The organism is Streptomyces sp. NPDC040589 (genome assembly GCF_055594445.1).
In genome coordinates this window covers 275,245-301,803 of the sequence record NZ_JBVIWP010000011.1, presented here as the reverse complement: position 1 = coordinate 301,803, position 26,559 = coordinate 275,245, and the positions used below count along the sequence as shown (strand labels likewise).

At 71.9% G+C, this 26,559-nt stretch carries 28 protein-coding genes and 6 tRNA genes; 11 read left to right on the top strand and 23 right to left on the bottom strand.

Annotation, left to right across the window (positions count from 1 at the left end):
* Positions 1–206 precede the first annotated feature (206 nt).
* Positions 207–278, bottom strand: a tRNA-Val gene (locus ACZ58V_RS36290).
* Positions 279–356: 78 nt separating this feature from the next.
* Entirely contained in the window at positions 357–815 is a 459-nt protein-coding gene (locus ACZ58V_RS36285; protein WP_471295414.1) for a TIGR02611 family protein, read from the bottom strand.
* Between the two features lie 191 nt (positions 816–1,006).
* Between ACZ58V_RS36285 and ACZ58V_RS36280 the strand changes: the two genes are divergently transcribed.
* Together ACZ58V_RS36280 and ACZ58V_RS36275 are read left to right on the top strand one after the other, a co-directional pair.
* Positions 1,007–1,420: an SsgA family sporulation/cell division regulator gene (locus ACZ58V_RS36280; RefSeq protein ID WP_004002642.1), complete on the top strand. Its 414-nt coding sequence runs from the start codon at positions 1,007–1,009 to the stop codon at positions 1,418–1,420.
* A 317-nt stretch (positions 1,421–1,737) separates the two neighbouring features.
* Positions 1,738–2,298, top strand: a complete 561-nt coding sequence (locus ACZ58V_RS36275; RefSeq protein ID WP_382837748.1) for a CGNR zinc finger domain-containing protein — start codon at positions 1,738–1,740, stop codon at positions 2,296–2,298.
* A gap of 46 nt (positions 2,299–2,344) precedes the next feature.
* On the opposite strand, the gene ACZ58V_RS36270 is transcribed toward ACZ58V_RS36275, so the two are convergent.
* Both ACZ58V_RS36270 and ACZ58V_RS36265 read right to left on the bottom strand, forming a co-directional pair.
* A complete protein-coding gene (locus ACZ58V_RS36270) occupies positions 2,345–2,500 on the bottom strand; it encodes a hypothetical protein (protein WP_382837751.1) in 156 nt (51 codons plus the stop codon).
* A gap of 157 nt (positions 2,501–2,657) precedes the next feature.
* A complete protein-coding gene (locus ACZ58V_RS36265; RefSeq protein ID WP_471295411.1) occupies positions 2,658–3,104 on the bottom strand; it encodes a hypothetical protein in 447 nt (148 codons plus the stop codon).
* A 163-nt stretch (positions 3,105–3,267) separates the two neighbouring features.
* On the opposite strand from ACZ58V_RS36265, the gene ACZ58V_RS36260 reads away from it, so the two are divergent.
* Positions 3,268–3,795 (top strand): DsbA family protein, encoded by a 528-nt coding sequence (locus tag ACZ58V_RS36260; protein ID WP_468199513.1) that lies wholly within the window; start codon positions 3,268–3,270, stop codon positions 3,793–3,795.
* An 18-nt stretch (positions 3,796–3,813) separates the two neighbouring features.
* On the opposite strand, the gene ACZ58V_RS36255 is transcribed toward ACZ58V_RS36260, so the two are convergent.
* Genes ACZ58V_RS36255 through ACZ58V_RS36245 form a run of 3 tightly spaced genes read right to left on the bottom strand, consistent with a single transcriptional unit; the run spans position 3,814 to position 6,554 of the window.
* Positions 3,814–4,638, bottom strand: coding sequence for a GNAT family N-acetyltransferase (locus ACZ58V_RS36255; protein WP_468199511.1), 825 nt, complete (start codon positions 4,636–4,638; stop codon positions 3,814–3,816).
* Between the two features lie 54 nt (positions 4,639–4,692).
* Positions 4,693–5,514, bottom strand: a complete 822-nt coding sequence (locus tag ACZ58V_RS36250; RefSeq protein WP_468199509.1) for an aminotransferase class IV — start codon at positions 5,512–5,514, stop codon at positions 4,693–4,695.
* Positions 5,511–6,554 (bottom strand): chorismate-binding protein, encoded by a 1,044-nt coding sequence (locus ACZ58V_RS36245; RefSeq protein ID WP_468199507.1) that lies wholly within the window; start codon positions 6,552–6,554, stop codon positions 5,511–5,513. The genes ACZ58V_RS36250 and ACZ58V_RS36245 overlap by 4 nt, the downstream gene beginning before the upstream one ends.
* Positions 6,555–6,731: 177 nt before the next feature.
* Between ACZ58V_RS36245 and ACZ58V_RS36240 the strand changes: the two genes are divergently transcribed.
* From ACZ58V_RS36240 to ACZ58V_RS36220, 5 genes are all read left to right on the top strand, one after another.
* Positions 6,732–6,804: transfer RNA gene (locus ACZ58V_RS36240), tRNA-Gly, on the top strand.
* Between the two features lie 37 nt (positions 6,805–6,841).
* Positions 6,842–6,915: transfer RNA gene (locus ACZ58V_RS36235), tRNA-Cys, on the top strand.
* Between the two features lies 1 nt (position 6,916).
* Positions 6,917–6,988, top strand: a tRNA-Val gene (locus tag ACZ58V_RS36230).
* Between the two features lie 26 nt (positions 6,989–7,014).
* A tRNA-Val gene (locus ACZ58V_RS36225) sits at positions 7,015–7,086 on the top strand.
* A gap of 43 nt (positions 7,087–7,129) precedes the next feature.
* Positions 7,130–7,201 (top strand) — tRNA-Val (locus tag ACZ58V_RS36220).
* 53 nt (positions 7,202–7,254) lie between these two features.
* On the opposite strand, the gene ACZ58V_RS36215 is transcribed toward ACZ58V_RS36220, so the two are convergent.
* The 4 genes from ACZ58V_RS36215 to ACZ58V_RS36200 all read right to left on the bottom strand — a co-directional run bounded on the left by ACZ58V_RS36215 (position 7,255) and on the right by ACZ58V_RS36200 (position 9,546).
* Positions 7,255–7,554, bottom strand: coding sequence for a TFIIB-type zinc ribbon-containing protein (locus ACZ58V_RS36215; protein WP_193480248.1), 300 nt, complete (start codon positions 7,552–7,554; stop codon positions 7,255–7,257).
* Between the two features lie 79 nt (positions 7,555–7,633).
* Positions 7,634–8,569, bottom strand: coding sequence for a phosphotransferase family protein (locus ACZ58V_RS36210; protein WP_471295408.1), 936 nt, complete (start codon positions 8,567–8,569; stop codon positions 7,634–7,636).
* Positions 8,570–8,875: 306 nt separating this feature from the next.
* Complete coding sequence (locus ACZ58V_RS36205) at positions 8,876–9,073, bottom strand: hypothetical protein (protein ID WP_189726490.1); 198 nt, start codon at positions 9,071–9,073, stop codon at positions 8,876–8,878.
* Between the two features lie 233 nt (positions 9,074–9,306).
* Complete coding sequence (locus ACZ58V_RS36200; protein ID WP_229873124.1) at positions 9,307–9,546, bottom strand: hypothetical protein; 240 nt, start codon at positions 9,544–9,546, stop codon at positions 9,307–9,309.
* A gap of 195 nt (positions 9,547–9,741) precedes the next feature.
* On the opposite strand from ACZ58V_RS36200, the gene ACZ58V_RS36195 reads away from it, so the two are divergent.
* Entirely contained in the window at positions 9,742–11,214 is a 1,473-nt protein-coding gene (locus ACZ58V_RS36195; RefSeq protein WP_468199502.1) for a serine/threonine-protein kinase, read from the top strand.
* A 42-nt stretch (positions 11,215–11,256) separates the two neighbouring features.
* On the opposite strand, the gene ACZ58V_RS36190 is transcribed toward ACZ58V_RS36195, so the two are convergent.
* The 9 genes from ACZ58V_RS36190 to ACZ58V_RS36150 all read right to left on the bottom strand — a co-directional run bounded on the left by ACZ58V_RS36190 (position 11,257) and on the right by ACZ58V_RS36150 (position 23,287).
* Positions 11,257–12,075, bottom strand: coding sequence for a TrmH family RNA methyltransferase (locus ACZ58V_RS36190; RefSeq protein WP_189726492.1), 819 nt, complete (start codon positions 12,073–12,075; stop codon positions 11,257–11,259).
* Between the two features lie 64 nt (positions 12,076–12,139).
* Positions 12,140–13,381, bottom strand: coding sequence for a uroporphyrinogen-III C-methyltransferase (gene cobA, locus ACZ58V_RS36185; RefSeq protein WP_471295404.1), 1,242 nt, complete (start codon positions 13,379–13,381; stop codon positions 12,140–12,142).
* Between the two features lie 117 nt (positions 13,382–13,498).
* Positions 13,499–17,140 carry a nicotinate-nucleotide--dimethylbenzimidazole phosphoribosyltransferase gene (gene cobT, locus ACZ58V_RS36180; protein WP_471295403.1) on the bottom strand — a complete coding sequence of 1,214 codons (3,642 nt, stop codon included), beginning with the start codon at positions 17,138–17,140 and terminating at the stop codon, positions 13,499–13,501.
* Between the two features lie 367 nt (positions 17,141–17,507).
* Positions 17,508–18,728: a precorrin-6y C5,15-methyltransferase (decarboxylating) subunit CbiE gene (cbiE, locus tag ACZ58V_RS36175; RefSeq protein WP_471295401.1), complete on the bottom strand. Its 1,221-nt coding sequence runs from the start codon at positions 18,726–18,728 to the stop codon at positions 17,508–17,510.
* 136 nt (positions 18,729–18,864) lie between these two features.
* Entirely contained in the window at positions 18,865–19,497 is a 633-nt protein-coding gene (locus ACZ58V_RS36170; RefSeq protein WP_468199492.1) for a GNAT family N-acetyltransferase, read from the bottom strand.
* A 140-nt stretch (positions 19,498–19,637) separates the two neighbouring features.
* Positions 19,638–20,456 carry a MetQ/NlpA family ABC transporter substrate-binding protein gene (locus tag ACZ58V_RS36165; protein ID WP_468199490.1) on the bottom strand — a complete coding sequence of 273 codons (819 nt, stop codon included), beginning with the start codon at positions 20,454–20,456 and terminating at the stop codon, positions 19,638–19,640.
* A gap of 63 nt (positions 20,457–20,519) precedes the next feature.
* On the bottom strand, positions 20,520–21,227 hold the full coding sequence (locus tag ACZ58V_RS36160) for a methionine ABC transporter permease (RefSeq protein ID WP_184597294.1): 708 nt from the start codon (positions 21,225–21,227) through the stop codon (positions 20,520–20,522).
* Positions 21,224–22,258, bottom strand: a complete 1,035-nt coding sequence (locus ACZ58V_RS36155) for a methionine ABC transporter ATP-binding protein (RefSeq protein WP_468199487.1) — start codon at positions 22,256–22,258, stop codon at positions 21,224–21,226. The genes ACZ58V_RS36160 and ACZ58V_RS36155 overlap by 4 nt, the downstream gene beginning before the upstream one ends.
* A 378-nt stretch (positions 22,259–22,636) precedes the next feature.
* Positions 22,637–23,287 carry an HAD family hydrolase gene (locus tag ACZ58V_RS36150; RefSeq protein WP_468199484.1) on the bottom strand — a complete coding sequence of 217 codons (651 nt, stop codon included), beginning with the start codon at positions 23,285–23,287 and terminating at the stop codon, positions 22,637–22,639.
* A 69-nt stretch (positions 23,288–23,356) separates the two neighbouring features.
* Here ACZ58V_RS36150 and ACZ58V_RS36145 point away from each other — a divergent pair, with 69 nt between their 5' ends.
* Both ACZ58V_RS36145 and ACZ58V_RS36140 read left to right on the top strand, forming a co-directional pair.
* Positions 23,357–23,716 (top strand): hypothetical protein, encoded by a 360-nt coding sequence (locus tag ACZ58V_RS36145; RefSeq protein WP_184597297.1) that lies wholly within the window; start codon positions 23,357–23,359, stop codon positions 23,714–23,716.
* Positions 23,697–24,113 (top strand): hypothetical protein, encoded by a 417-nt coding sequence (locus tag ACZ58V_RS36140; RefSeq protein ID WP_468199482.1) that lies wholly within the window; start codon positions 23,697–23,699, stop codon positions 24,111–24,113. Before ACZ58V_RS36145 ends, ACZ58V_RS36140 begins: the two co-directional genes overlap by 20 nt.
* A gap of 83 nt (positions 24,114–24,196) precedes the next feature.
* Here ACZ58V_RS36140 and ACZ58V_RS36135 read toward each other — a convergent pair whose 3' ends face one another.
* From ACZ58V_RS36135 to ACZ58V_RS36125, 3 genes are all read right to left on the bottom strand, one after another.
* Entirely contained in the window at positions 24,197–24,694 is a 498-nt protein-coding gene (locus ACZ58V_RS36135) for a GNAT family N-acetyltransferase (RefSeq protein ID WP_468199520.1), read from the bottom strand.
* 57 nt (positions 24,695–24,751) lie between these two features.
* Positions 24,752–25,246 carry an RNA polymerase sigma factor gene (locus tag ACZ58V_RS36130; RefSeq protein ID WP_471295397.1) on the bottom strand — a complete coding sequence of 165 codons (495 nt, stop codon included), beginning with the start codon at positions 25,244–25,246 and terminating at the stop codon, positions 24,752–24,754.
* 74 nt (positions 25,247–25,320) lie between these two features.
* On the bottom strand, positions 25,321–26,493 hold the full coding sequence (locus ACZ58V_RS36125; RefSeq protein ID WP_468199478.1) for a glycerophosphodiester phosphodiesterase: 1,173 nt from the start codon (positions 26,491–26,493) through the stop codon (positions 25,321–25,323).
* Positions 26,494–26,559: the final 66 nt, after the last annotated feature.

The window sequence follows — 26,559 nt, the reverse complement described above, 5'->3', positions numbered from 1 at the left end:
CCCCCCCCCCCCCCCCCCCCCCCCCCCCCCCCCCCCCCCCCCCCCCCCCCCCCCCCCCCCCCCCCCCCCCCCCCCCCCCGACCCACCACCCGGCGTCAGGCGCTACGCGCACCCCCCACCGAAGGGCCACGGGCCGCCGCAGGCGCACGGCCACACACAACGACAACGGCCCACCCGCTCAATCGCAGGTGGGCCGTTGATCCGGGTGGGCGATACTGGGTTCGAACCAGTGACCTCTTCGGTGTGAACGAAGCGCTCTCCCACTGAGCTAATCGCCCGGACGCAGGAAGAACATTACCCCATGTCAGGGGGTGCCTGTGACCAGCGCGAGACCGACACCGGCACCCCGGCGCGACTCACTGGTCCTTGATCTTCCACGGCATGACTATGCCGAACTTCCACACGTAGATACCGACCAGTACGACCACGATCACCAGCCCGATGGTCGTCAGGATGATGTTCCGCCGCCGCACCCTGGGGTCCAGGGCACGCTGCGCCGCCTCGGTGACCTTCCGCTTGGTCCAGCGGAGCACCAGCTGGGCCCACACGAACTCGGTCGCCCAGATCGCCATGCCGCCGAAAATCACGACCCAGCCCGGCCCGGGCAGAGGCAGCATGATGATGCCGGCCACGACGACCGCGAGCCCGATGACGAAAACCCCGACCTGCCAGCTCACGTGCAGCGCCCGGCGCGCTTTGATGAATTCCGGCGCCCGCGAGCCGAGCCCCTGCTCATGCTCGCTGCGCACCTCGTCCGTCCCCGTCTCGTCCGATGCCACGGCCACCTCGCCCGGCTCGTTACTCCCCGTATTCATACGGCCAAACACTACCCGAGCGAAACCAGTCACCGGAATGGACGCACGACGCGAACGATCTCTCGGCCGGAAGAGTTACGTAAAGGCACGCAAAACACTCAGAGGGGTTTACAACGGCACCGTAGGTGGCATGTCGATTTCGCCGACGTGCGAATCCCCGAGCGCACACTGAGCGAAAGGCCCTGGCGCTTATGAACACCACGGTCAGCTGCGAGCTGCACCTGCGCCTCGTTGTGTCGAGCGAGTCCTCCCTGCCTGTCCCCGCAGGCCTGCGGTACGACACGGCCGACCCCTACGCCGTGCACGCCACCTTCCACACCGGAGCCGAGGAGACCGTCGAGTGGGTGTTCGCCCGCGACCTCCTCGCCGAGGGACTTCATCGCCCTACCGGCACCGGCGACGTCCGCGTCTGGCCGTCGCGCAGTCACGGCCAGGGCGTCGTGTGCATCGCCCTGAGCTCACCGGAGGGCGAGGCCCTGCTCGAGGCCCCGGCACGGGCCCTGGAGTCCTTCCTGAAGCGGACCGACGCCGCCGTGCCGCCCGGCACGGAGCACCGGCACTTCGACCTCGATCAGGAGCTCTCGCACATCCTGGCGGAAAGCTAGGGCGAGGCCCTCACAAGGCCGCCCGACGCCGTCGACTCGGGGAGACGGCTCGGGCTCGGACAACCGCATACGGGATACACCGGCGCCGGCACCGCGGATCACGCGGAGTCGGCGCCGGTGCGTGCGCGCCGACGAGAGGATCCGGGAGGTGACGGGAACGCTCGTCGTCACTGTCGGTAGGCGGGAACCATGCCGGGCCCGGCAGCGTTCTAATCGAAGCCATGTGCGGGCATGAGCGCGGTCCGGTGGATGCGGAGCCATTACCATCGGCCAGCATCGGCGGGCGCCTGCCCGACCCCCAGGCCAGGGAGCGAATCGTGCTGATCACCCACGACACCCGGTGTGCCCTCGACACCGTGGTCGATCTGGTGAACACCGCACCGGAGGACGACACGGCAGCGGACGGGCTGCCGGACGTGGCGACGCTCACGGACTTCGTGGGCAACCACGAGATCAGCGACGTCGGCGTGCTCTCGGAGTTCGACCTCTCCGCGGTGCGGAAGATCCGCGGGCGGTTCGCCGCCGTCTTCGCCGCCCCCGACGCCCGGGCCGCCGCCGGACTGATCAACGAGCTGGTCGCGGCCGCCGGAACCACTCCCCGGCTCACGGACCACGACGGCTACGACTGGCATGTGCACTACTTCGCACCCGGTGCCTCCGTCGCCGACCACCTGGCGGCCGACTGCGGGATGGCACTGGCGTTCTTCGTGGTCGCCGGGGAGCAGGAGCGGCTGCGGCGGTGCGAGGCGCCCGACTGCCGCCGCGCCTTCGTCGATCTCTCCCGCAACCGCTCCCGGCGGTACTGCGACAGCCGCACCTGCGGTAACCGCCTGCACGTGGCCGCGTACCGGGCGCGCCGCAGGGAGGCGGCGGGCTGATGCCGACGCGGCCCCGGCGGGTGGCGCCGGGTACCGCGGGTAGGGCTCACAGCATCAGCAGATCGTGCAACGAGGCCATGAGCAGCAGACACCCGATCACCGCAAGGAAGATCATCAGCGGTGGCTGGGAAAGGGCGAAGAGACAACCACGTGGCTCGTCCTGCGGCGGCGCGGGGTCGCTCTGTCTCGTCGTGTCCAGCATCTCGCGGCGATGATGACGCAGCCGCCCCGCCAGGCGCGATCAGCGCCCTCGTTCCGTCCGAGGGTGCGCCGATTGCGTGAGGTCCGGTTCAGGTTGTGATCACTTCCGCGCGTCCTCGGCCCCACTGTGACGATTCAGTCCGGCGCGCGGCCGGCCGTCATATGCCGTGCTTCTTGAGGATGGCCTCGATGTCGCTGAACTCGTCCTGCCCCTGGGACGCCGCCGCGGGCCGGGAGGCCGGGCGGGGGCCCTGTCCGCCCTGTCCCAGGGAGGGCGCCGAGGCCGCCGGGGCCACCGCCTCGGGCCAGTCCGCCGCGCGGGCCGCTCTGCGCTCCTTGCGGGTGCCGCCGCGACGGCGTTCCACGACGCGGGTGGTCGCGAACAGCGCCCACGCGAGGCCCAGCACCCCGAAGCCCGCCCAGGCGGTCGGGCTGAACGCGGTGTCGGCCAGCCATTCGACGACTCCCGTCATGACCAGGCCGATCGGCACGAGCGAGTACGCCGCGATGCGGGCCGCGGCGAGGAAACGCTTGCGGTACGCCGTGATGGCCGCAATGCCCAGGCCTGCCGCGGACACGGCGGAGCAGACGGTCTCGGCAATCATCCGGTCCTCCAGGCGTGGCGCGGTCGGGCAGGGGCACTTCGTCCCTTCCATCCTGCACCCGCCGCACCCCGGCGGGCCATGGCTCGCCCCTACATCAGGGAGATCTCCGGGTCGCCTCCTCCGCAGGTGCCGGTGCAGGTGTACAGGCTGGAAGACTGTCGGCATGAGCAACTCCACCCCTGCCCCGTCCACCGCCCCCGTCCTCGAGGTCTGGTGCGACCTCCAGTGCCCGGACTGCCGCACCGCGCTGGACGACCTCCGATCGCTGCGCGCCCGCTACGGGGATCGTCTGGAGCTGCGGCTGCGGCACTTCCCCCTGGAGAAGAACAAGCACGCTTTCGCCGCCGCCCAGGCCGCGGAGGAGGCGTGGGAGCAGGGCCGGGGATGGCCGTACGCCGAGGCCCTGCTGGGACGGGTGGAGGAGCTGGCCCGTAAGGGGGAACCCTTCCTGGTCGAGGTGGCCGGCGAACTGGGCCTGGACGCCGAGGAGTTCGACACCGCGCTGATCGACGGCCGGCACATCCTGATCGTGGACGCCGACCAGGCCGAGGGCAAGGCGATCGGCGTGACCGGCACCCCGACCTACGTCATCGACGGCGAGCGGCTCGACGGCGGCAAGAGCCAGGAGGGGCTGCGCGAGAGGATCGAGGAGATCGCGGACCGGCTGCTGACCGGGCAGGAGCAGGGCTGACCCCGCCCCGCCGGACCTCTACAACAGCGGCTTGTACATGGCGTACCGCCGGGTCTCGTAGCCGAGGGACGCGTAGAGCCGTTCGGCCGGGGTGTTGCCGGCGAAGACGTTGAGTCCGATGGCCCGCCTGCCCTCGGCGATCGTCTGGGCCTCGGCCAGCAGCATGAGGGTGCGGCCGTGTCCCTTCCCCCGGTGGGCGGCCTCGGTCTCGACATCGAAGACGAAGGCGTTGTCCTGGCGCACCGCGAGCCACAGCGTGCCCACCGGTATCCCCTCGTGTTCCACCACGCTGATGAGCATGCCGGGGGTGGCGAGGCCGTCGGGCAGCAGGGTGGCGTGGTCCCGCTCCGACTTGGCCCGGGCCTCGGCCTCCGGCACGCCCCGCTCGATCCAGCTCTGCGCGTAGTCCTTTTTGCCCTTCTCCAGCCAGGGGCCGAACTCCGCCTCGGTCATGGGCCGGGCCCGGCTGCCCTCGGGCAGTTCCGGCGGGGTGTCGCCGAGCGGCTTCTCCATGCCGCGGTTGCGCACGACGTAGCCGAGCGCCGTGGCGAGCCGGAGCGCCGCCTCGGCGTCGGCGGGCACCGTCGCCTCGATGCGCCGGCACCCCCAGCCGCGCGCCACCTCCTCGGCGGCGAGCGCGGCCACCGTGCCCCGGCCGCGTCTGCGGTCCGGTTCCTCGATGCGCATCTTCATGATCCGGGCCACCGCGTCGCCGAACACAGGATGCGTGCCGAGGTGTATCGCTCCTACGGGACGGCTGTTCACGCACACCTGGAAGCGGCGTGAACGCGTCCCGTCGGCGTTCTGCTGAAGCGGCTCGGTCGGCCGCAGGGTCGTGGTCATCAGGGGTGTTCTACCCGCAACCAGGCCCCCGTTCAGCCGAATAAGCGGGGGCTGTCAGGGATCGAGGTCGTGCCCGGAGCGCTCGTCGAAGATCCGCATGGCCTTGGCGGTCACCGGGCCCGGCGCGCCCGGCAGCTCACGGTCGTCGACGCGGTGCACGGCCTGCACGTCCCGCAGTGTGGACGTCAGGAAGACCTCGTCGGCCCGCTCCAGCACGTCCAGCGGCAGATCGGTCTCCCGGGCACCGGTCCATGCGATCGCCAACGCGCGCGTGATGCCCGCGAGGCAGCCCGAGGCGAGCGGCGGCGTGTGGATCTCGCCGTCGAGGACGACGAAGACGTTGGACCCGGTGCCCTCGCAGAGCCGGCCCACGGTGTTGCCGAACAACGCCTCGGAGGCGTCCCGTTCGCGGGCACGGGCCAGGGCCACGACGTTCTCGGCGTACGAGGTGGTCTTCAGGCCGGTGAGCGCGCCGCGCTCGTTGCGGGTCCAGGGGACCGTGATCACGGCGGTGGAGTCGGGGCGGCGGTTCGTCGCGCCGAGGGCGACGACGAGGGTCGGGCCGCGGTCGCCGCGGTCGGAACCGAGCGGGCCGTGGCCGCCGGTGTAGGTGATCCGGAGGCGGCCGAGCGGCGCGGGGTTGGCCTCGAGGACGGCGGCACAGGCGCGGCGCACCTCGTCGTGGTCCGGGTCGGGCAGACCGAGGCCGCGCGCCGACCGGGTCAGCCGGTCGAGGTGCCGGGTGAACGCGAACGGCCTGCCGTCCACGGCCTTCACCGTCTCGAAGATGCCGTCGCCCACGGTCAGCCCGTGATCGAAGACGGAGACGCGGGCGGACTCGCTGTCCTGCAGCCCGCCGTCGAGCCAGATCTTCACGTCAAATCCTCTCCACTCACCTCATACCCTCCCGACGCTATCGCGAGCAGCCGGGAAGCCTTCAGCTCGGTCTCCCGCCACTCCCCCTCGGGGTCCGATCCCCACGTGATGCCGGCGCCGGTGCCGAAGCGCAGCACGCCGGCGGCCCGGTCGATCCAGAAGGTACGGATGCCGACGGCCAGCTCCCCGACCCGCCGGTCGGCGTCGACCCAGCCGATCCCCCCGCAGTACGGCCCTCTGGGCGCCGTCTCCAGCGCGTCGATGATCCGCAGGGCGCTCGACTTGGGCGCGCCGGTGACCGAACCGGGCGGAAAGGCGGCGCCGAGCAGTTCGGCCCAGCCGGACCCCTCCCCCAGCTCGCCGCGGACCGTCGAGACGAGATGGACCAGCCCCGGATGCTTCTCGACGGCACACAGATCGGGCACCGTCACACTGCCCGTGGCGCAGACCCGCCCGATGTCGTTGCGGACCAGGTCCACGATCATCACGTTCTCGGCGTAGTCCTTCTCCAGCAGGTCCGCCTCGGTGCGGCCGGTGCCCTTGATGGGCCCGGACTCGACGACCCGCCCGTCGCGCCGCAGGAACAGTTCGGGTGACGCGGTGGCGATCTCCACACCGCGCCCGGGCAAGCGGATCGTTCCTGCGTACGGCGCCGGGTTGCCGCGGGCCAGCAGCGCGGTGAGGGCGTCCACGTCGGCGCCGGGGGCGACGGGCGCGGACAGCACCCGGCACAGATTCGCCTGGTAGACCTCGCCGGCCGCGATGTGCTCGCGGATCCGCCGTACGGCTGCCGTGTACGCGGCGTGGTCGAGGGAGGACGTCCAGTCGTCCGCCGCCGGAGCGCGCCATGCGCCGGGCACGGGGGCGGGCACGGGCTGCTCCCGCACGTCCCTGAAGCGGGCGCAGGTCAGACGGCCCTCGAAGTCGGCGCAGACGGCCCAGAAGCCGCTGGATTCCAGGGCTTCGGGATCGTCGGTGACGTCGAGGAGCCCGGTGGCGACGCGGTCGCCGAAGCGGGCCAGGGGAGGGAGCTCGGACACACAGTCGAGTCTATGGCGGTGTCCTGGGGGTGGCCGGAGGATGTCCCTTCCGAGGCTCCGCGACATCCCTGAGCAGGGGAAGCGCAGCACGCTGCACAAACGCGTTTTTGTGCTGGCCCCGGAATCCGCTAGAGTTCAACACGTCGCCGGGCCGCGAGAGCGAACCGGAAACGACAAGCGGACGTAGCTCAGTTGGTAGAGCGCAACCTTGCCAAGGTTGAGGTCGCCAGTTCGAACCTGGTCGTCCGCTCGCAGGAACAGGGGACTTCCCGGCCCCCTGCACTCCTGGTGGAGTGGCCGAGAGGCGAGGCAACGGCCTGCAAAGCCGTCTACACGGGTTCAAATCCCGTCTCCACCTCCAAGGACGATTAGCTCAGCGGGAGAGCGCTTCCCTGACACGGAAGAGGTCACTGGTTCAATCCCAGTATCGTCCACTGGATCTGCTCGAAGATCCGAACCCGCGCGATTAGCTCAGCGGGAGAGCGCTTCCCTGACACGGAAGAGGTCACTGGTTCAATCCCAGTATCGCGCACGCAGTGCCCATGATCCGCTGCACCGAGTGGTCATGGTCCCGAGGACGATTAGCTCAGCGGGAGAGCGCTTCCCTGACACGGAAGAGGTCACTGGTTCAATCCCAGTATCGTCCACACCACACCGGAGCCCCCGGCCGTTCGCGGCCGGGGGCTCTTGTCGTGTCGCGTCACGACGAGAACAGCATGTGCCCGAAGCCCTTGTTGCGGTGGTGACCGTGGTGGCCGTGGCCACCGTGATGACCGTGGCCACCGTGCGGGGCGCCCCAGGCGGGGGCCGGAGGTGCGGGGTAGGCCTGCGGGGCGGGCGGGGGCGGCGGCGCGCCCTGGGACCACTGGGACTCCAGCCGGGTCAGCGACTCCAGCTCGCCGTAGTCGAGAAAGATCCCGCGGCAACCGCTGCACTGCTCGATCTGGACACCGTTGCGGTTGTACGTGTGCATGGGCGCACGGCACTTCGGACACTGCATGGTGGTTCAACTCCTCGCTGGTCGGTCCTGCTTCGTGTCTCGCCAGGACAGACTCTGTCCCGCTGTGGTCGGTTGCACCCTACTTCGCGTGCTCCTGCGCCAACTGCGGCGGGAGGGCAGCCATTCGGTCACAGGCGTCCACGACGGACTGCTCGACCTCGTCCAGGTCACGGCCTGCCGCGGCCGCCTTGGCGACGGCCCGGGCCGCGGTCTGCACGGTGAGGGCGCGAGCGGGGACGTCGAGAGCAGGCCAGGGGTCGCCGTCGGCGGGTACGGCCGGGCCGCCGGCCTCCCGGTAGGCGGTGAGGAACCGGGTCCATTCCTCGGGCAGGAGCAGTCCGCAGGCGTACCAGGCGGCTGGGCGGGCGAGATCCCAGGCCGGGACGCCGACACCGAGGTCGTCGACGTCTATCAGCAGCCAGGGGCCTTCCGGGGCGGGGTGGCGTATGAGCTGGCCGAGGTGGAGGTCGCCGTGGCAGAGGGTGCGGGTGTGCGGCATCGGGGCCTTGGCACGGGCCCAGGCGGGGAGGGTGTCCCAGGCCCGCAGGACGGGGGCGGCCGCGGGATGCGGGTCGGCGTTACGGAGCTTGTCGATGGCCCGTGCCGCCTTGGCGGGGCCGCGCATGGCGGGGAGGGTGTCGTGGGCGGGGGTGCGGTGGAGCCGGGCGAGGAGTGTGGCGGCGGCTTCCCAGGGCGCGGCGTCGGGGTCGTCAGGGTCCACGGGAGTTCCGTACGGCCAGAACGTCACGAGTCGGCCGTGCAGGTCGGCCGGGGTCGGGGCGAGAGGTGGCAGGAGGATCTCGGGGTTGCGGGTGGCGACCGTGAGCCGGCTGGTCAGTTCGGTGGGGTCGGATTCCGGGGGGTGGGCCTTCGCGACGATGTCCGCGTGCCGGACGACGATCCCGTCGGGGCGGTCCGCGAGAGTGGCGGCTCCGCAGAGGCAGGACGACGAGCGGGCGTGGGCGGTTGCTCGGGCCTTGGCGGTCAGGTCGGCCAGGAGCGGGGCGGGGGTCACGGGGTGAGGGTACGGGCAGGTGGGGGCCGGGCCGTAGGGGGCTGTCGGCTGAGGGCGCTCGGCCTTGGTGCCGGGGCCGGGTGGGTCCGCAGCCCGGCGGTGCGGGGTGCCGCTGCGCCCACCCGTGCCGCCCTTTGCGGCACGATTGCCCGCAGCGGGGGCATGTGAGGCGGCCGGCAAAAGCAATGCCGGCGCAGCTCCCCAGCTGCGCCGGCATTTTTTGCCGTCCGCCGCACCCCCGTCCCCACGGGGTTTCATGGGTGGATGTCCCCGCCCGGACCGCTCTTCCGGGCCTGGGGTCGCCGCTCAGCGCCCCAGCATCTCTCCCACGGACGACGCCTGTGTGGCCACTGTCTCCCACCCGTCGAAGACGAGGAGGAGCAGGACCGCCAGGGGAAGGGCCATCAGCGTCGCCACCAGGGGGTGGCGGCGGCCCGTGCGGCGGGGCCGGAGCGCGATGCGCTCCCGCGTGCGGACGAGCGTCCGCGGTGCCGTGTGGGCCATGGTCCCTCTCCTGACCGTTCAGTTGTCGTTTGGCAGCGGCGGGCGTCTGACCTCGGGGGACGAGTGCTACACCCGCCGCTTGACCTCAAATCTAGGCGTCCGGCCCTCCCCGGGCGTCATGCCCTCGTACCGATTGCCGGGCCTCCCGGAGGATGAGCCGCTCCCCGCGATGTACTCCCCTGGGTGGAGACGGAGAGCCAGGTCTCAGGGTCTTCCCCGAAGGGGTGCCCGGCTCACCCCGCTTTGTCCGAGCTTTCCTCCCGCGGAACGGGCTGTTCCACCAGCGCCAGCACCCGGTTCGCCATGAAGCGGGCTGTACGGACGACTGCCCCACTACGGGTGACTTCGCTCACTTCTACGACACCTCGGCGTACCGCCGTCTCCACCCTGCGGCCCGCCCTGCTCGCCACCACCTCATACGTGCGCGTCGTGTCACCGGCGTCCACGACTATCTCCACGCGGTCACCCTTCACGGGTCCAATCCCCCTTCCGTGGCAGGCGGTTGGGGTCACCCCTCGCGCGAACACGGCCTGTCCGCACGCCCCCTGACCACACTTCAAGTCTCCCACCCACCACTGACAATCCATCGGCCCGAGAGGGCGCGGCCTCTGCGCGTGGACGGCCGTGGAAACGTAAGCTGTGGCTCGTCACAGGACCGGGCAGCGGGGATGAACATGGCGATGATGCGCCTGAGGCGCGAGGACCCGCGCGTCGTCGGCTCGTTCAGGCTTCACAGACGGCTCGGCGCGGGCGGGATGGGCGTGGTCTACCTGGGCTCCGACAAGAAGGGGCAACGGGTCGCGCTCAAGGTCATCCGCCCCGACCTGGCGGAGGATCAGGAGTTCCGCTCACGCTTCGCGCGCGAGGTCTCGGCGGCGCGGCGGATCCGCGGCGGCTGCACGGCCCGGCTCGTGGCCGCGGACCTCGAAGCGGACCGGCCCTGGTTCGCCACCCAGTACGTACCCGGACCGTCCCTGCACGACAAGATCGCCGCCGAGGGACCGCTCGGCGCCGCCGATGTCGCGGCCGTCGGGGCCGCCCTCTCGGAGGGCCTGGTCGCCGTGCACGAGGCCGGGGTCGTGCACCGGGACCTGAAGCCGTCCAACATCCTGCTGTCCCCGAAGGGGCCGCGGATCATCGACTTCGGCATCGCCTGGGCCACCGGTGCCTCGACGCTCACCCACGTCGGCACCGCGGTCGGCTCGCCGGGCTTCCTCGCACCGGAGCAGGTGCGCGGGGCGGCCGTCACCCCGGCCACGGACGTGTTCTCACTGGGGGCCACGCTCGCGTACTCCTCGATGGGCGACTCACCGTTCGGGCACGGCAGTTCCGAGGTGATGCTGTACCGCGTCGTGCACGAGGAGGCGCAGCTGCACGGCGTGCCCGACGCGCTGGCCCCGCTCGTCCGGGCGTGCCTGGCGAAGGATCCAGAGGAGCGGCCCAGCACGCTCCAACTGTCGCTGCGGCTCAAGGAGATCGCGGCGCGGGAGGCGCAGGACCTCGCCGGGGTACGGCCGCCCGCGCCGCGCGGCGCAGAAGCCGAGCGGCCGGTCGACACCTACCCCGACCGGGCCCGGCGTCCGCAGGGACCGCAGGGTGCGGGGGCGGCCGGCGCGCAGCGGGGCCGGGGCACTCCCCCACCGCGGGGCTCCTCCCCGTCCCGGGACGGGGTTCCGTCCGCGGACGGTACGGCTTCCCAGGGCGGAGCAGGTGCCCGGGGCGGAGCGCGGCCTGCGGGAAGCGGGAACGGGAACCGGTCGGCGGGTGGCGCGAACCGCGGCAGGACTCCGGCGCGCGGCCGCGGCGCACCGGCGCGTTCGGGGGCGCGGCCGACGCCCACCGGGCGCAATGGGACCCGGTCGGGCAGCGGCAGCCGCCCCGCCCCGCACAGCGGTACCGGGCGTCCGTCCAGGACGGGGACCGGGCTGCGGCCCGCCAATCCGCGGTTGCTGCGACAGCGGCTCTTCGTGTTCGTCGTGGTCACGCTGCTGGTGGCGATCGGCATCGCTCTGGTGCAGGGCTGTCAGGGCCCGGCGCGGGGACTCGGCGGTGACGGAGGCGGCGTACGGGAACAGCAGGTCCACCGGTCGCAGCCGCTGGACGACGTACCCGCGCGGCCGGACGGTACGACGCGCGGCTGACGGGCCGGACGGGGGCGCCGCGGTCGGGGGCCTTGCCGGCCCCTAGACCTGAGGACGACCGGTGGCCACGGCGTAGAAGGCCACGGCTGCCGCCGCGCCCACGTTGAGGGAGTCGACGCCGTGGGACATGGGGATGCGGACCCACTCGTCGGCGGCGACCAGGGCCTGGGTGGACAGGCCGTCGCCCTCGGCGCCGAGCATCAGGGCCACGCGGTCCATGGTGTGCGGAGCGGCCTCGTCGAGGGGCCGGGCCTTCTCGTCCGGGGTGAGCGCGAGCAGGGTGAAGCCGGCCTCGCGGACCGACTCCAGGCCCTTGGGCCAGGTGTCCAGACGGGCGTAGGGGACGGAGAAGACCGCGCCCATGGAGACCTTCACGCTGCGGCGGTAGAGGGGGTCGGCGCAGTCCGGGGAGAGCAGGACCGCGTCCATGCCGAGGGCGGCGGCCGAGCGGAAGATCGCGCCGATGTTGGTGTGGTCGTTGACCGACTCCATGATGACGACGCGGCGGGCGGTCCTCAGGAGGTCGGCCGCCGTGGGCAGGGGCTTGCGCTGCATGGAGGCGAGCGCGCCCCGGTGCACGTGGTAGCCGGTGACCTGCTCGGCCAGCTCCGGGCTGACCGCGTAGACCGGGGCCGGGAGCTCGTCGATGACGTCACGCATGACGTCGACCCACTTGGCCGAGAGCAGCATGGACCGCATCTCGTAGCCCGCTTCCTTGGCCCTTCTGATGACCTTCTCGCCCTCGGCGATGAACAGGCCCTCGGCGGGTTCGCGCTTGCGGCGCAGTTCCACGTCGGTCAGGCCGGTGTAGTCGGAGAGGCGCGGGTCGTCGGGATCCTCGACGGTGATGAGATCGGCCACAGGGTGATACTGCCTTGTCCTGGGTACGGTGCCAACGGCTCGGTACGGTTTGTGTTACCCGGGGTTACTCGCGGGGCGCTGCGGCCGTGGGGCCGACCTTCACGACCTCGCCGATGACGATCACCGCCGGGGGCTTCACGTCCTCGGTCCGTACCCTCTCCGCGACTGTCGCGAGGGTGGCGTCGACCCGGCGCTGAGCGGCCGTCGTGCCCTCCTGGACGAGGGCGACGGGGGTGTCGGCCGGCTTTCCGTGCGCGACGAGCGTCTCGGCGATCTTTCCGATCTTGTCGACGCCCATGAGGATCACCAGCGTGCCGGTCAGCCTGGCCAGGGACGGCCAGTCGACCAGGGAGCGCTCGTCGTCGGGCGCGACATGGCCGCTGACCACGGTGAACTCATGGGCGACGCCGCGGTGGGTGACCGGGATGCCGGCCGCGCTCGGGACCGAGATGGAGCTGGAGATCCCGGGGACGACCGTGCACGGGATGCCGACCTCGGCGAGGGCCTGGAGCTCCTCCATGCCGCGGCCGAAGACGTAGGGGTCGCCGCCCTTCAGGCGGACGACCGACTTGCCCTGCTTCGCGTGCTCGATCAGCGCGCTGTTGATGGCCTCCTGGGCCATGAAGCGACCGTAGGGGATCTTCGCCGCGTCGATCACCTCGACGTGGGGCGGGAGTTCGGCGAGGAGGTCGCGCGGGCCCAGGCGGTCCGCGATGACGACGTCCGCCTCGGCGAGCAGGCGGCGGCCGCGGACCGTGATCAGGTCGGGGTCGCCGGGGCCGCCGCCGACCAGGGCGACTCCGGGTGTACGGATGCGGTGGTGCGGGGCGACGAGTGTGCCGTCGCGCAGGCCCTCCACGACCGCGTCGCGGACGGCGGCGGTGTGGCGGGGGTCGCGGCCCTTGGCGTCCGTGGTCAGGACGGCGACCGTGACGCCCTCGCTGTGGCCGGTGGCCGGAGTCCAGGCCGTCGCCTCGTCGGCGTCGTCGGACCGGACGCACCAGACGCGGCGGCTCTCGGCTTCGGCGGAGGCACGGGTGTTCGCCTCCGTGTCCCCGGTGGCGATGAGGGCGTACCAGGCGTTCTCGAGGTCGCCTTCCTCGTAGCGGCGCCGCTGCCAGGTGATCTCGCCGGCGTCCGCCATGGCTTCGACGGAGGGGGTGGCGCTGGGGGACACGAGGAAGACGTCCGCACCTGCCGCGATCAGCGCCGGGAGGCGGCGCTGGGCGACCTGGCCGCCGCCGAGAACGACCACGCGGCGGCCGGTGAGGCGGAGGCCTACGGGGTAGGCGGGGTGTTCGGCCATGGGGGTGCGGCTCCTGTTGACGGCGGTACGGTAGCCCTGACGTGCGGATTTTAATGGGCAGGAGTCGGGACGGCTCCGGTGGTCCAGTGGCTGGGCACCGGAGCCGGCCCTCGGCACCTACTTCTCGGTGACTCCCGCCGAATCGAACGTCGCCACCTCGTGCATCGCCCGGGCCGTGCTCTGCACCAGCGGCAGGGCCAGCAGGGCGCCCGTGCCCTCGCCCAGGCGCAGGTCGAGGTCGACCAGGGGGCGCAGGCCCAGCTTGTTGAGGGCCGCGACATGGCCGGGCTCGGCGCTGCGGTGACCGGCGATGCAGGCGGCCAGGACCTCGGGGGCGATGGCGCGGGCCACCAGGGCGGCGGCGCCGGCGCTGACGCCGTCCAGGATCACCGGCGTACGCAGAGAGGCGCCGCCGAGGAGGAGGCCGACGATGGCGGCGTGTTCGAAGCCGCCGATCGCGGCGAGCACGCCGATCGGGTCGGCCGGGTCCGGCTGGTGGAGTTCCAGCGCGCGGCGGACGACCTCCGTCTTGCGGGCGAGGGTCTCGTCGTTGATGCCGGTGCCCCGGCCCGTGACCTCGGCCGGGTCCGCACCCGTGAAGACGGAGATCAGGGCGGCGGACGCGGTCGTGTTCGCGATGCCCATCTCGCCGGTGAGCAGGGCCTTGTTGCCGGCGGCGACCAGGTCGCGGGCGGTCTCGATGCCGACCTCGATGGCCTGCTTGGCCTCCTCGCGGGTCATCGCTGGCCCGGTGGTCAGGTCGGACGTACCGGCCCGGACCTTGCGGGGCAGCAGTCCCGGGGTGGCCGGGAGGTCGGCGGCGACGCCCACGTCGACGATGCACACCTCGGCGCCCACCTGGGTGGCGAAGGCGTTGCAGACGGCGCCGCCACCGAGGAAGTTGGCCACCATCTGGGCCGTGACCTCCTGCGGCCAGGGGGTCACCCCCTGCGCGTGCACGCCGTGGTCACCGGCGAAGATCGCGACGGCCGCGGGCTCCGGGATGGGCGGCGGGCACTGGCGGGACAGGCCGGACAGCTGCGCGGAGATGATCTCCAGCATGCCCAGCGCACCGGCCGGCTTGGTCATGCGCTTCTGGCGCTCCCACGCCTCGCCGAGCGCCTTGGCGTCCAGCGGGCGGATCTGCGCGACGGTCTCGGCGAGCAGGTCGTGCGGTTCCTCTCCGGGCAGTGCGCGGCGGCCGTACGTCTCCTCGTGCACGACCCAGGACAGCGGGCGGCGCTTGGACCAGCCCGCCTGCAACAGCTCGGGCTCGTCCGGGAACTCGTCGACGTAACCGACGCACAGGTAGGCGATGACTTCGAGGTGCTCGGGCAGGCCGAGGGCGCGGACCATCTCACGCTCGTCGAAGAAGCTGACCCAGCCGACGCCGAGGCCTTCGGCGCGGGCGGCGAGCCAGAGGTTCTCCACGGCCAGGGCCGCCGAGTACGGCGCCATCTGGGGCTGGGTATGACGGCCGAGGGTGTGACGGCCGCCGCGGGTCGGGTCGGCGGTGACGACGATGTTCACCGGGGTGTCGAGGATGGCCTCGATCTTCAGTTCCTTGAACTGCTTCGCCCGGCCCTTGGGGAGGGACTTCGCGTAGGCGTCGCGCTGGCGCGTGGCCAGTTCGTGCATCGCGCGCCGGGTGTCGGCGGAGCGGATGACGACGAAGTCCCAGGGCTGCGAGTGGCCGACGGAGGGCGCGTGGTGGGCGGCCTCCAGGACACGGAGCAGCACCTCGTGCGGGATCGGGTCGCTGCGGAAGCCGTTGCGGATGTCGCGGCGTTCACGCATGACCTTCAGTACGGCCTCGCGCTCGGCGGCGTCGTACGCGGGGGCGGCGGGGCCGGTGGACTGTCGTGCCTCTGCCACTGCGGCCGTGCTTTCTTCGTCGTGACGTGCCTGGTCGGCCAAGTCTTCCTGGTCGGCGGCCCGGGTGTCCAGGTCGTCGGCGTTCTGGACGAGTTCGGCGTCGCCGTCACGGGGCGCGGGGACGGCGGCGACGGGGGCCGGCGGCTCCGGCTCCTCGGGCTGTGCCGGCTGGGGGGCGGCGGGCTGTGACTGCTGCGGGCCCTGGACCGGCTGCATGCTCTGCTCGTCCGTCTGCTCGTCCGCGATCGGCTCGGGGAGTACGACGGTGACGTCCTCGGCGGGTGCCGCGGGGACGTCCATGGTCTCGTGCGTAGGGGCCACCGGCTCGGGGGCGGGGTCGGGAGCGACTTCCTCGGCCGCGGGGGCGGGCTCGGGTGCCTCGGCCGCGGGGGCGGGCTCGGGAGCGACTTCCTCGGCCGCGGGGGCGGGCTCAGGTGCCTCGGCCGCGGGGGCGGGCTCGGGAGCGACTTCCTCGGCCACGGGGGCGGGCTCAGGTGCCTCGGCCGCGGGGGCGGGCTCGGGAGCGACTTCCTCGGCCACGGGGGCGGGCTCCGTTACCTCGGGGGCCTGGGGCGGTGCGGGCGCTTCGGCGGGCGCGTCGGGCACGGGTGTCTCGGTGACCTGGGCCGGGGCGGGCTGAACCGGTGCGGCTGGTGTCTCCGGTGCGTCGGCGGCCGGGACGGGGGGCACCGGAACCGGCGCTTCAGGGGTGGGAGTGGCGGGCTGTGGAGCCGTCGTCTCGGGGGCAGGAGCGGTGGCGGCCTGCGGGGTGATCGGCTCGGCGACCGGCGCGGGGACCTCGCCGCCGAGGGCATCCGGCTCCTGCGCGACGGCCTCGGGGGCGGTCGCGTCCGGGCCGGGTGCGGCAGGCTCGGGGCCGACGGCCTCGGCCGGCTCCTGCACAACCGCCTCGGGAGCGACTGCCTCGGGCGCATCGGCGGGAGCCTCGGGCGCAGTCGCAGCCTCCGGGAACGGGACCGCTTCCGGGGCCGGGGCGGCCTCAGCGACCGGTACGGCCTCAGCAACAGGAGCGGAGACGACGTCCTGCTCCCCGACAGCCGCCGGAACCTGATCGGCGGAGTCGGCGGAGTCGGCGAAGGCAACCGGCTCGGAAGCCTCGGGAGAACCAGCGGCAAGCCCCGGCTCACCGCCCTGAGCAGAAACGTCCGCGACCGGCGCCTCCCCCGGAACCGGTTCAGGCGCGGAAACGGCCTCAGCCACCTGCACGGGCTGCTCGGGCTGCTCGGGCTGCTCGGGAGCGAGGTTCTGCTCCGCCTCGGCCGTCACACTGGTCGCGACGGCCGCGGGCACCGGCTGCGGTTCCGGAACAACCGTTTCCGCAGGGGCCGCCCCGGCGCTCACCGGGGCCTGGTGGGTGACCTGCGCGTCCCAGGGCGCCGCCGGGGACGAGGGCATCTCCGGGGCGCGCGGGGCGTCGAGGTACTCGGGTCCCGCCGACGACGGCGCGGGCTGTCGCAGCGGCGCGTCCGCCGGGCCGCGGTCGGCGAGGGAGCGGACCGGGCTGGCGGAGCTGTCGGGCAGCGGCGGGCCGAGGTGCAGCGGGCGGCGCGGAGTGATGGGCGGGATCGGCGGAGGGTCGGGCAGCCGGACGCCGCCGAGGTCGACCGAGCCGCTGTCGCGGCCGGAGATCTCGTGCGGGCCCGGCTCGTGCACGGTCTCGGCGACCGGCTCCGGCGTGGGCGGGGCGACCTCGTTGCCCCAGGCGCCCTGGGCGCCCGGCAACAGCAGCAGGTCGTCGTCCTCGGCGGTGGTCTCGGGTTCGGAGAGGTAGGTGTACGAACCGTGCGCGGGGGCGCCCGGCTGCTCCACCATGCCTGCGTTCTCCGGCAGTCCCTCGCCCGGGACCTGGCCGGTGTCGGTCATGCGTACCCCTCGCCCATCGGTTAGTGCTCCTACGACCAGCTCGCCCGGGACGGCGCACCGACCGCCCCGCTGTGAAGAACGAGCGTGCGTCCCCAGCGGCACGAGCGGCCCGCCCCAAAAAGGCGACAAAGCCATTCACTGGCATTGTCGCGGCCGTGCCACCCTCGCGGCAGCTTGATCCGCGACGGTTCCGCTGTGGACTGCGCCACGTTGCGCGTCCTCCGGTTCTGCCGTACCACACACACCCCAAAACGGGCGGGTTTTCCGGACATTGACCGACGAAGTGCCGGGCGCCCGCGTGCGGTGCAACGATCGGCCAGCCTACCGCGCGCGGTACGACAACCCGATCACGGGGACGGCGGCGGGATCAGGCGCTGCGCCTCGGCAGCACGCCGCTGAGCAGGAACGCGACGCTCCGTTCCTTCTCCGTCCAGGCCCGGGTGTCGAGTTCGACGGACTGCAGCAGGGCGCACTCGACGCCGTAGCCGTGCTCCGTCAGGTCGCGGCCGATGAGTTCGGCGGCGTCGCGGGTGCCGGCGTGCGTGACGATGCGCTGCGGGCGGCGGTCGGCGACCGCCGAGACGACGGCCGCTCCCCCGGCGCCGACGCGGACGACGTCCGGTTCGGGGAGGTTCTCCAGGATGTGCGGGGCGGTGCCGTGCACGATCTGGAGCTGGACGCCGAGGCGGCGGGCGGTGGCGTCGGTGCGGGCGCAGGCGGCCCGGTCGCTGTCGACGGCGATGACGGCGGCGCCGGCGCGAGCGGCCTCGACGGCGAAGGCGCCGCTGCCGCAGCCGATGTCCCACACGAGGTCGCCGACGCGCGGTCCGAGGCGGGCGAGTTGGGAGGCGCGCAGCGGCTGGGTCTCGCCCTCGCCGAGGTGGGCGCCGTACGCCTCGGCGGGCAGGGACCAGCCGCGGGGCCCGGCGGACGGGTCGCGGCCGGCGATCCAGCCGCCGGCCTCCCCCGCCGTGCCGGGTCCGGCCGGGCCGCCGAGGACGATGACGACGTTGGGGTCGCGCCAGGCGTGGTCGGCGGCCCTGTCGGAGGTGACGATCGTGACGCGCTCGCGTTCGGTGCCGAGTTCCTCGCAGATGACGAAGGAGCGGTGGACTCCTTCGAGGAGCAGGCCGAGTTCGGCCGGGCCGGCGCCGGGTGAGGTGAGGACGGCCACCTTGGTGTGGGCTCGGCATACGTTCACCGCGCGGCGCAGGGTCCGGCGGTGTGCGACGACCACCTGTGCGTCGTCCCAGGGCATGCCGGCTCGGGCGAAGGCGGCGGCGACGGAGGAGACGGCGGGGACGACCTCGACCTCGAGGCCGAACTCGGGGGCGCGCAGGGTCTTCACGACGCCGAAGTAGCCGGGGTCGCCGTCGGCCAGCACGACGGCCGTGCCGCGGTGGCCGGCGATGCGGCGGGCGGCGAGGGCGACGCTGCCGAGGCGGATGCGCTCGGCGCCGGCGGGTACCTCGGGGAGCGCCAGGTGGTGGGCGGCACCCGCCACGAGCGTGGCGGCACCCAGGGCGGCGCGTGCCGCGTCGGTCAGCGGCGAACCGTCCCAGCCGATCACCGTGACCCGGTCGGCCATCGTCGTCAGTCTCCAGAGGATGTCGCAGGTCGTCTGCGTGTCGTGTCGCGGGCGGCCCGTGGTCGGGCTTGGTGAGAGTACCCGGTGGAGCCGGTGGAGGGGACGGCGGTGCGCTCGCGCACGGTGGCCGTTCCGGTCAGTTCCAGTCGCCGAAGGACGTGAAGCCGCCGGGCAGCCGGCCGCCGACGCCCTCCAGGTCCTCGGGGAGCAGGCTCCAGACGATGAAGTCGGTGCGTACGTCCGTCCAGGTGCCGTCCTCTGCACGGCTGCGGGCTATACAGGCGTTGCGCAGCACGCCCTCGCTGATACAGCCGATCTTCTGGGCGACCTGCTGGGAGGCGGTGTTGTCGGCCGCCGTGCGCAGTTCGATGCGTTCGAACTTCTGGTCCGAGAAGAGCCACCGGGCGGTGACGAGGGCGGCCTCGGAGGCATAGCCCTCGCCTCGGGCCCAGGGGGCGATGATGTACGACAGTTCGGTGGAGCGTACGCGCCAGTTGGTCTTGCCGAGCTGGATGACGCCGACCAGGCGCTGGGTGAGGAACTCGGTGACCGCGAAGTCGAGGCCGCGGCCCTCGGTGCGCTCGGCGGGGGCGTGCTCGGTGATCCAGGTGCGGGCGCCGTCCTCCGTGAAGGGCTGCGGGACGGAGGTCCAGGCCGCCACCTGCTCGTCGTTCATCATCGCGGCCAGGGCGGCGACGTCGTCTTCGTCAAGGGGACGCAGCACCAACCGCTCCGTGCTGATGGAGACGTTGGGAAAGGTGCTCGTCATGCGCCGCTCCGTAACCTTCGGTGAACCTTCAGGGCCTGCTGAACTGCCCAGCATGCAGCATGAATGCACTGCTCCGCACCACGGGGTCCTCCCCACCGGGTGAGGGAGGACCCCGTGCTGAGCGGGTGCCCGGCGTGGTCTCAGAAGGAGGCGAGCACGGCGCCGTCGTACTTGTCCTGAATGAACTTCTTCACCTCGGGCGAGGTGAGAAGCTTCGCCAGCTTCTTCACCCGCGGGTCCTTCTCCTCGCCCTTCTTCACGGCGAGGAAGTTGCCGTACGGGTTGTCCTTCGGGGACTCCAGGACGAGGGCGTCCTTCGCCGGCTTGAGGTCGGACTCGAGGGCGTAGTTGCCGTTGACGACGGCGGCGTCCACATCGTCGAGGGAGCGCGGGGTCTGAGCCGCCTCCAGCTCCTTGAACTTGAGGTTCTTCGGGTTCTTGGTGATGTCCGAGGGGGTCGCCTCGTTGCCGATGCCCGCCTTGAGGGTGATGAGCCCGTTCGCGGCGAGGAGCTTGAGGGCGCGGGCCTCGTTGACGGTGTCGTTGGGGATGGCGACCGTCGCACCGCTCTTCAGGGCGTCGGCCTTCTTGACCTTGTGGGAGTAGAGGCCGAGCGGCTCCAGGTGGACCGTGACGACGGGCACGATGTCGGTGCCGTTCTTCTTGTTGAAGTCGTCGAGGTACGGCTGGTTCTGGAAGTAGTTGGCGCCCACGGAGCCGTCCTGCGTCGCCGTGTTCGGCGTGACGTAGTCGGTGAACTCCTTGACCTCCAGGTCGAGGCCCTCCTTCTTCGCCAGGTTGTCCTTGACGTAGGTGAGGATCTCGGCGTGCGGGGTGGGGCTGGCGGCGACGATCAGGGGTCCGTCGGAGCCGGAGTCGCCCGCGCCGCAGGCGCTGAGCCCGAGGGTGAGGGCTCCGGCGGCGAGGACGGCGGTGGTGATCTTGGCGGTGTTACGCACGAAAAGTGCCTTTCCTTATGGCCTTGAAGGTGGTGCGACCCCGTCGTGGGTGAACGGGGAGTATCAGGAGGCGGCCTTCAGCAGCCGCAGCTTCGGGGCGGGGCCGGAGTGGGCTCCGCGGCGGTGCAGGGAGCGGGCCGCGTAGTCGCCGGCGAACTGGATGACCGAGATGACGACGGCGAGGATCGCGACGGTGATCCACATCAGCTGCGTCTCGAAGCGCTGGTAGCCGTAGCGGATGGCGATGTCGCCGAGGCCGCCTGCGCCGACCGTGCCCGCCATGGCCGAGTAGCCGATGAGGGCGACGATCGTGGTGGTGGTGCTGGAGATCAGCGACGGCAGGGACTCCGGTACGAGAACCTTGCGGACGATGGTCCAGGTGTTGCCGCCCATGGACTGCACGGCCTCGACGAGCCCGTGGTCCACTTCGCGGACGGCCGTCTCGACCAGGCGCGCGAAGAAGGGGATGGCGCCGACGGCGAGCGGCACGATGGCGGCCTCGACGCCGATGGTCGTCCCGGTGATCGAGCGGGTGAAGCCCATCAGCGCGACCATCAGGATGATGAACGGCAGGGAGCGGGCGATGTTCACGATCTGCCCGATGACCTTGTTGGCTGCGAGGTTCTGGAGCAGGCCGCCGCGGTCGGTCAGGACCAGCAGGATCCCGAGCGGCAGTCCGCCGACCACGGCGATGAGCGTGGACCAGCCGACCATGTAGAGCGTGTCCCAACACGCCTGTTCCAGCAGCGGCTGCATCTCTGACCAGGTCACTTGGCACCCTCCTTCACCAGTTCGGACTCGTGGCCCAGGACGTCGATGTGCAGGCCCTGCTCGCGCAGGAACCCGATCGGTACGACGTTGTCCTCGTAGCGGCCGGGCAGTTCGATGCGCATGCGGCCGACCTGGAGGCCGCCGACGGTGTCGATGGCCGCGCCGAGGATCGATATGTCGATGTTGTAGGTGCGGGCGAGCTGCGAGATGACGGGCTGGGTCGCGCTCTCGCCCTGGAAGGTGACGTCGACGACGGTGCGGTCGTCGCCGGAGGCCTCGCCGCCGAGCGGGAACAGCGCGGAGGCCAGCTCGGAGCCGGGGGTCGCGAGCAGTTCGCTGACCGTGCCCGACTCGACGACGCGGCCGTTCTCCATGAGCGCGGCGGAGTCGCAGACCGACTTCACGACGTCCATCTCGTGCGTGATGAGCAGGACGGTCAGGCCGAGTTGCCGGTTCAGGTCGCGCAGCAGCGCCAGGATGGAGCGGGTGGTCTCCGGGTCGAGGGCGCTGGTGGCCTCGTCGGACAGCAGCACCTTCGGGTCGCCGGCGAGGGCGCGGGCGATGCCGACGCGCTGCTTCTGGCCGCCCGAGAGCTGCGCGGGGTAGGCGCCCGCCTTGTCGGCGAGGCCGACCAGGTCGAGCAGTTCTAGCGCCTTGCGGGAGCGTTCCTTGCCGGACTTGCCGAGGATCTCCAGTGGCAGTTCGACGTTGTCCTGGACGGTCCGGGAGGACAGCAGGTTGAAGTGCTGGAAGACCATGCCGATCCGGCTGCGTGCCTCCCGCAGTTCCTTTCCGGCGCGCGGGCCGCGGCCGGCCAGGGCGGTGAGGTCCTGTCCGGCGACGGTCACGGTGCCGGAGGTGGGGCGTTCCAGCAGGTTGACGCAGCGGATGAGCGAGGACTTGCCGGCGCCGGACTGGCCGATGACGCCGTACACCTCGCCTTCGCGGACGTGCAGGTCGACGCCGTCCAGGGCGGTGACCTCGCGGCCGCGTGAACGGTAGACCTTGGTCAGGTCCGTTGTGGTGATCACGTGGGTTTCCGTCACTGTCGAGTGCGCGGGCGTGGGTGTGCCCGGGCACAGATGCATTCGTTCAGGGACGCGACAGGGTTCTCGCTGAGGCGGGGAACCGGGGAGAACATGCGCGCGGGGCGGCGTGGCGTCTCGCGCCGCTCAGGGCGTGCGGGCCTGCCGCTGTCTCGCTTCGGGGCGCGAGCTCAGGGGGTGGTGCGGGGGCCCTCTAGAAGGCGCACATTCGACACATACAACGAGCACCGGGCGTCATGGTCGCCTCGGTCGCGGGGATGCGGTCGCTCGTCGTGGTCATGTCGCCAGTAAAACACGCGTACGGTCCTGACAGTCACGCCGCTGTCCGAATGCTGGACAGCGGTGAACAGGGGCCGGGCCGCGTCAGCCGCGGGGGGAGATTTCCACCCCCTGCTCGGTGACCAGTGCGGACAGGGCCGCCAGGTTCTCGACGACCAGGTCGGCATCGAGCTCGTGGGCCTGGTGGGTTGTGGTCAACGCCACGGTGGTCATGCCGGCGGCGCGGCCGGCCGTCAGGCCCGCGGGGGCGTCCTCGAAGACGACGCAGTGGGCCGGGTCGACGCCGAGAGTGCGGGCGGCGAGCAGGTAGGGCTCGGGGTCGGGCTTGCCGCGGGTGATGTCGTCGGCGGCGACGAGCGTCTTGGGAAGGATGCCGACGGCGTCGAGCCGCGCCTCGGCCAGCCGCCGGGTGGCGGAGGTGACGACGGCCCAGCGCTCGGCGGGCAGGGCGTCGAGGAACGCGCGCGTCCCGGGCAGGAGGTGCACACCGCCGTTGGGTACGTCCTCCACCTCCAGGTCCTCGATCCGCGCGACGGCCTGCGGCACGACCTCGGCGGGCAGCAGGTCGGCGGCTATCTCGGCGGCCGGCCGGCCGTGCAGTTCGACCCGCGCGAACTCCTCGGCCGTGATCCCGTACTCCGCGGCCCACCGCGTCCAGCAGCGGTCCACCGAGGCGAGGGAGGAGACCAGGGTTCCGTCGTTGTCGAACAGCAGGGCTTGCGCGTGGATCTTCATGCCCCCGACCCTACGGTGCAGGCCAGGGCCGGAAGCATCGGGCCTTTTCGGCCGTAATAAGGTCGCAGCATGCTTGCTGCTCTGACGCTGGTGACCGGCGTCGCCGCGCTGCTGCTCGCCGCCTGGTGCGGCTGGGCGGCCTACCGTGACCAGCCGACGAAGGACTGGCACTTCATCGGGATGGCCGTGGTCACCCTGCTGTCGCTGGTCCAGCTGGTGGTGGGGATCGTGCTGCTGGCGCAGGGCGAGAAGCCGGAGCAGGGCACGACGATCTTCGTGGCGTATCTGCTGGGGGCGTTCGCGTGCGTCCCGGCGGCGGGGTTCATGTCGCTGGCCGAGCGCACGCGGTGGGGCTCGGTGACGGTCGCCGCCGGCGGTGTGGTGCTGGCGGTGCTGGAGGTGCGGCTCTATGACATCTGGGGAGGCTGAGGTGACTCGGCAGCGGCTGATCAGCGGGCCGGGCACGCTGCTGGTGTGGCTGTACGGCGTGATGGTCGTCGGGGCGGTGTCGCGGTCGGCGTATCAGATCGCGACGGAGTTCGACCGGGCGCCGCTCGCCTACTCGCTGTCGGCGGTGGCGGGGCTGGTGTACGGGTTCATCACGTACTCGTTGGTGCGGGGCGGGGAGACTGCCCGGCGGGCGGCGCTGGTGTGTTGCGTCGCGGAGTTGGCGGGTGTGCTGACGGTGGGAACCTGGACGTTGGTCGAGCCGTCGGCGTTTCCCGACGCGACCGTGTGGTCGGACTTCGGGATGGGGTATCTGTTCATCCCGGTGTTGTTGCCGTTGTCCGCCATTTACTGGCTGCGGCGGTCACGCACGCAGTAGAGGGACGGCGGCTTGGGGGCGTCGGCGAGTGCGGGTTGTGTGTGGTTGCCCGCGCAGTTCCCCGCGCCCCCGAAGGCGAGTCCTCAAGCCGTCGCCGCGTACGTTCCCGCCGGCTTTTCCAGGACGATCATGAGGATGCCGTCCGCGCCCTGGGACGTGCCTACGGTCTCGTAGCCCACCTTGCGGTAGAGGCGGAGGTTGCCCTCGTTGCGGTGGCCGGTGTGGAGGCGGAAGCGCTTGGCGCCGTGCTGGCCGGCGAGGGCCGATTCGGCCGCTCGGAGGAGGCGGGCTCCGATGCCGTGGCCCTGGAGGCGCGGGTGGACGCAGAGCTTGCCGATCGCGGCGGCACCGTCCTCGGTGACCGAGCCGCGGACCGAGCCGACGACCTCGTCGCCGAGCCGGGCCACGAAGACGCAGTCCCGGGTGACCTCCTCGCGGACCGAGTCGAGGGTTTGGACGAGCGGGTCGATGCGGTAGTTCCCGTACAGCGCCGCTTCCCGCTGGAAGCACAGGTACTGCAGCCTGAAGATCTGCTCCGCGTCCTGCTCGGTCGCCGCAGAGATGGTCACGCTCATGCCCATGTGCGCACGCCTCCCGCTCATCTGATCACCTGTCGTCCCCCACTCCTATCCCCGTCCTCAGTGGGCCGCAACCTCCGGCGCGAGCAATCTGCGCAGACATCCCAGGCATCTGGAACGTTCCGGGCCAAGGCTCCCCTGTGACATACCCAACTCCCCTGCGATTTCCCGGTATGTCAGGTCCTGCGGGGAGAGCAGGGCCTCCATCAGCCGGGGGCAGCGGCCCGGGAGGCGGCGTACGGCCGCGCGCAGGGCACGGTCACGGGCCGCGGCGAGGGCGAGCTGTTCGGGGTCGCGGCCGCCGTCGTCGACCGGTTCGGCGGCGTACGGCCCTTCGAGGCGGCGTGTACGGCGGGTGCGGCGGGCCTCCGAGCGGACGGCACGGCGGAGCCATCCCTGGGGGTCGAGCGGCGGGTCATCGGCGTCGAGGCGCTCCAGCAGTCGGAGCCAGACCGCCTGCTCCAGGTCACTCGGCTCGGCTCCCGCGGCATATGCCTCAGCGGAGGCCTCGGCGGTGAGCAGTGGGCCCAGGGCGGTGACCAGGTCGGGTGTCATATGCGGAGCGACGCGGCCGCCCGGGCGGCGGGTTGCCCGGGCGGCCGAAGCCCACTCGACCGGGTGGTGTGAGCTCAGCCGTTGACGAAGTCCTCGCGAGCCAGCAGGCCCGTGTCGGGCTGGTCGGTGAAGACGCCGTCGATGCCGGTCGCGAAGTACGCCTTGTACGCGCCGAAGACGTCGCCGTAGGCATCCGCGTCCGTGCCCTTGCGGAAGTTCGCGGGCAGGAAGGGGTTCTCGTTACGCATCGTCCACGGGTGCAGGATCAGCCCCACCTTGTGCGCGTCCGCGACGAGCGTCGTCGGCTGCGTGAGGTTGCCCTTGGCGTCGCGCGGGACGACCAGGTCGAGGGTCGGGCCGATGCCCTGCGCGTAGGAGGCGATCTCCCTGAGGCCGGCCGGCTTGACCAGGTCGGCGACGGTGCGCGGGTCGCCGGTCTCGACGAAGTCCCAGGGGCGGGTGTCCGCCGACGACAGCAGGACGACCAGGGGGTTGTCGACGAGCTTGTTGAGGCGCTCGATGCTGGTCGGCTCGAAGGACTGGATGATGACCGGGGAGGTCCGCCGGTCCTTGCGGTACTTGCGCAGCACCTTGGCGACCCGCTCCTCCAGCGGCAGGCCCTGCTTGCGGAAGTAGGTGGGGTGCTTGATCTCGGGGTAGATCCAGACCTGCTTGCCGCGCTTGCGGGTCTGGTCGTCCTGCCACTTCAGGACCTCTTCGAAGGTGGGGATCTCCCAGCGGCCGTTGTAGAGGGTGTTGTGCGGGCGGTTGGCCGGGATGCGCTCGATCGCGCGGAGCGTCTTCAGCTCGGCGAGCGTGAAGTCCTCGGTGAACCAGCCGGTGGTGGAGACGCCGTCGAGGAGCTTGGTCTTCTTGCGGTCGGCGAACTCGGGGTGGTCGGCGACGTCGGTGGTGCCGCCGATCTCCGGCTCGTGCCGGCAGACCAGGTGCCCGTCCTTCGTCGGCACCAGGTCGCCCGCCTCGACGATGTCGGCGCCCAGGTCGAGGGCCAGCTGGTACGAGCCCAGGGTGTGCTCCGGGCGGTGGCCGCTGGCCCCGCGGTGGCCGACGATCGTCGGCTTGGGCAGGCTCCCCAGACCGCCGTGTCCGCCGCCGCGCCGGGAGCCGTCCGCCCGCGCCGAGCCGGCCATGCCGAGGACCGCTCCGCCTGCGGTGAGCACCGCCGCGCCGAGCAGAGCCCGCCGTCCGGTCCCGCTCGTTTCTTCGTTCGACTCCTGCGTTCCCATGTGAGCGCCCTCCCTGCCGTCGACTCGTCAGTGCGGGCTGATCGTAGGGGCGCGTACATGACGAGT

Bases quoted from the DNA above. Each gene is read 5' to 3' on its own strand.
- ACZ58V_RS36285 (WP_471295414.1), bottom strand. From the start codon at position 815: ATGAATACGGGGAGTAACGAGCCGGGCGAGGTGGCCGTGGCATCGGAC.
- ACZ58V_RS36280 (WP_004002642.1), top strand. From the start codon at position 1,007: ATGAACACCACGGTCAGCTGCGAGCTGCACCTGCGCCTCGTTGTGTCG.
- ACZ58V_RS36270 (WP_382837751.1), bottom strand. From the start codon at position 2,500: ATGCTGGACACGACGAGACAGAGCGACCCCGCGCCGCCGCAGGACGAG.
- ACZ58V_RS36265 (WP_471295411.1), bottom strand. From the start codon at position 3,104: ATGATTGCCGAGACCGTCTGCTCCGCCGTGTCCGCGGCAGGCCTGGGC.
- ACZ58V_RS36260 (WP_468199513.1), top strand. From the start codon at position 3,268: ATGAGCAACTCCACCCCTGCCCCGTCCACCGCCCCCGTCCTCGAGGTC.
- ACZ58V_RS36255 (WP_468199511.1), bottom strand. From the start codon at position 4,638: ATGACCACGACCCTGCGGCCGACCGAGCCGCTTCAGCAGAACGCCGAC.
- ACZ58V_RS36215 (WP_193480248.1), bottom strand. From the start codon at position 7,554: ATGCAGTGTCCGAAGTGCCGTGCGCCCATGCACACGTACAACCGCAAC.
- ACZ58V_RS36205 (WP_189726490.1), bottom strand. From the start codon at position 9,073: ATGGCCCACACGGCACCGCGGACGCTCGTCCGCACGCGGGAGCGCATC.
- ACZ58V_RS36195 (WP_468199502.1), top strand. From the start codon at position 9,742: ATGAACATGGCGATGATGCGCCTGAGGCGCGAGGACCCGCGCGTCGTC.
- cobA (WP_471295404.1), bottom strand. From the start codon at position 13,381: ATGGCCGAACACCCCGCCTACCCCGTAGGCCTCCGCCTCACCGGCCGC.
- cobT (WP_471295403.1), bottom strand. From the start codon at position 17,140: ATGACCGACACCGGCCAGGTCCCGGGCGAGGGACTGCCGGAGAACGCA.
- cbiE (WP_471295401.1), bottom strand. From the start codon at position 18,728: ATGGCCGACCGGGTCACGGTGATCGGCTGGGACGGTTCGCCGCTGACC.
- ACZ58V_RS36170 (WP_468199492.1), bottom strand. From the start codon at position 19,497: ATGACGAGCACCTTTCCCAACGTCTCCATCAGCACGGAGCGGTTGGTG.
- ACZ58V_RS36150 (WP_468199484.1), bottom strand. From the start codon at position 23,287: ATGAAGATCCACGCGCAAGCCCTGCTGTTCGACAACGACGGAACCCTG.
- ACZ58V_RS36145 (WP_184597297.1), top strand. From the start codon at position 23,357: ATGCTTGCTGCTCTGACGCTGGTGACCGGCGTCGCCGCGCTGCTGCTC.
- ACZ58V_RS36140 (WP_468199482.1), top strand. From the start codon at position 23,697: ATGACATCTGGGGAGGCTGAGGTGACTCGGCAGCGGCTGATCAGCGGG.
- ACZ58V_RS36135 (WP_468199520.1), bottom strand. From the start codon at position 24,694: ATGGGCATGAGCGTGACCATCTCTGCGGCGACCGAGCAGGACGCGGAG.
- ACZ58V_RS36130 (WP_471295397.1), bottom strand. From the start codon at position 25,246: ATGACACCCGACCTGGTCACCGCCCTGGGCCCACTGCTCACCGCCGAG.
- ACZ58V_RS36125 (WP_468199478.1), bottom strand. From the start codon at position 26,493: ATGGGAACGCAGGAGTCGAACGAAGAAACGAGCGGGACCGGACGGCGG.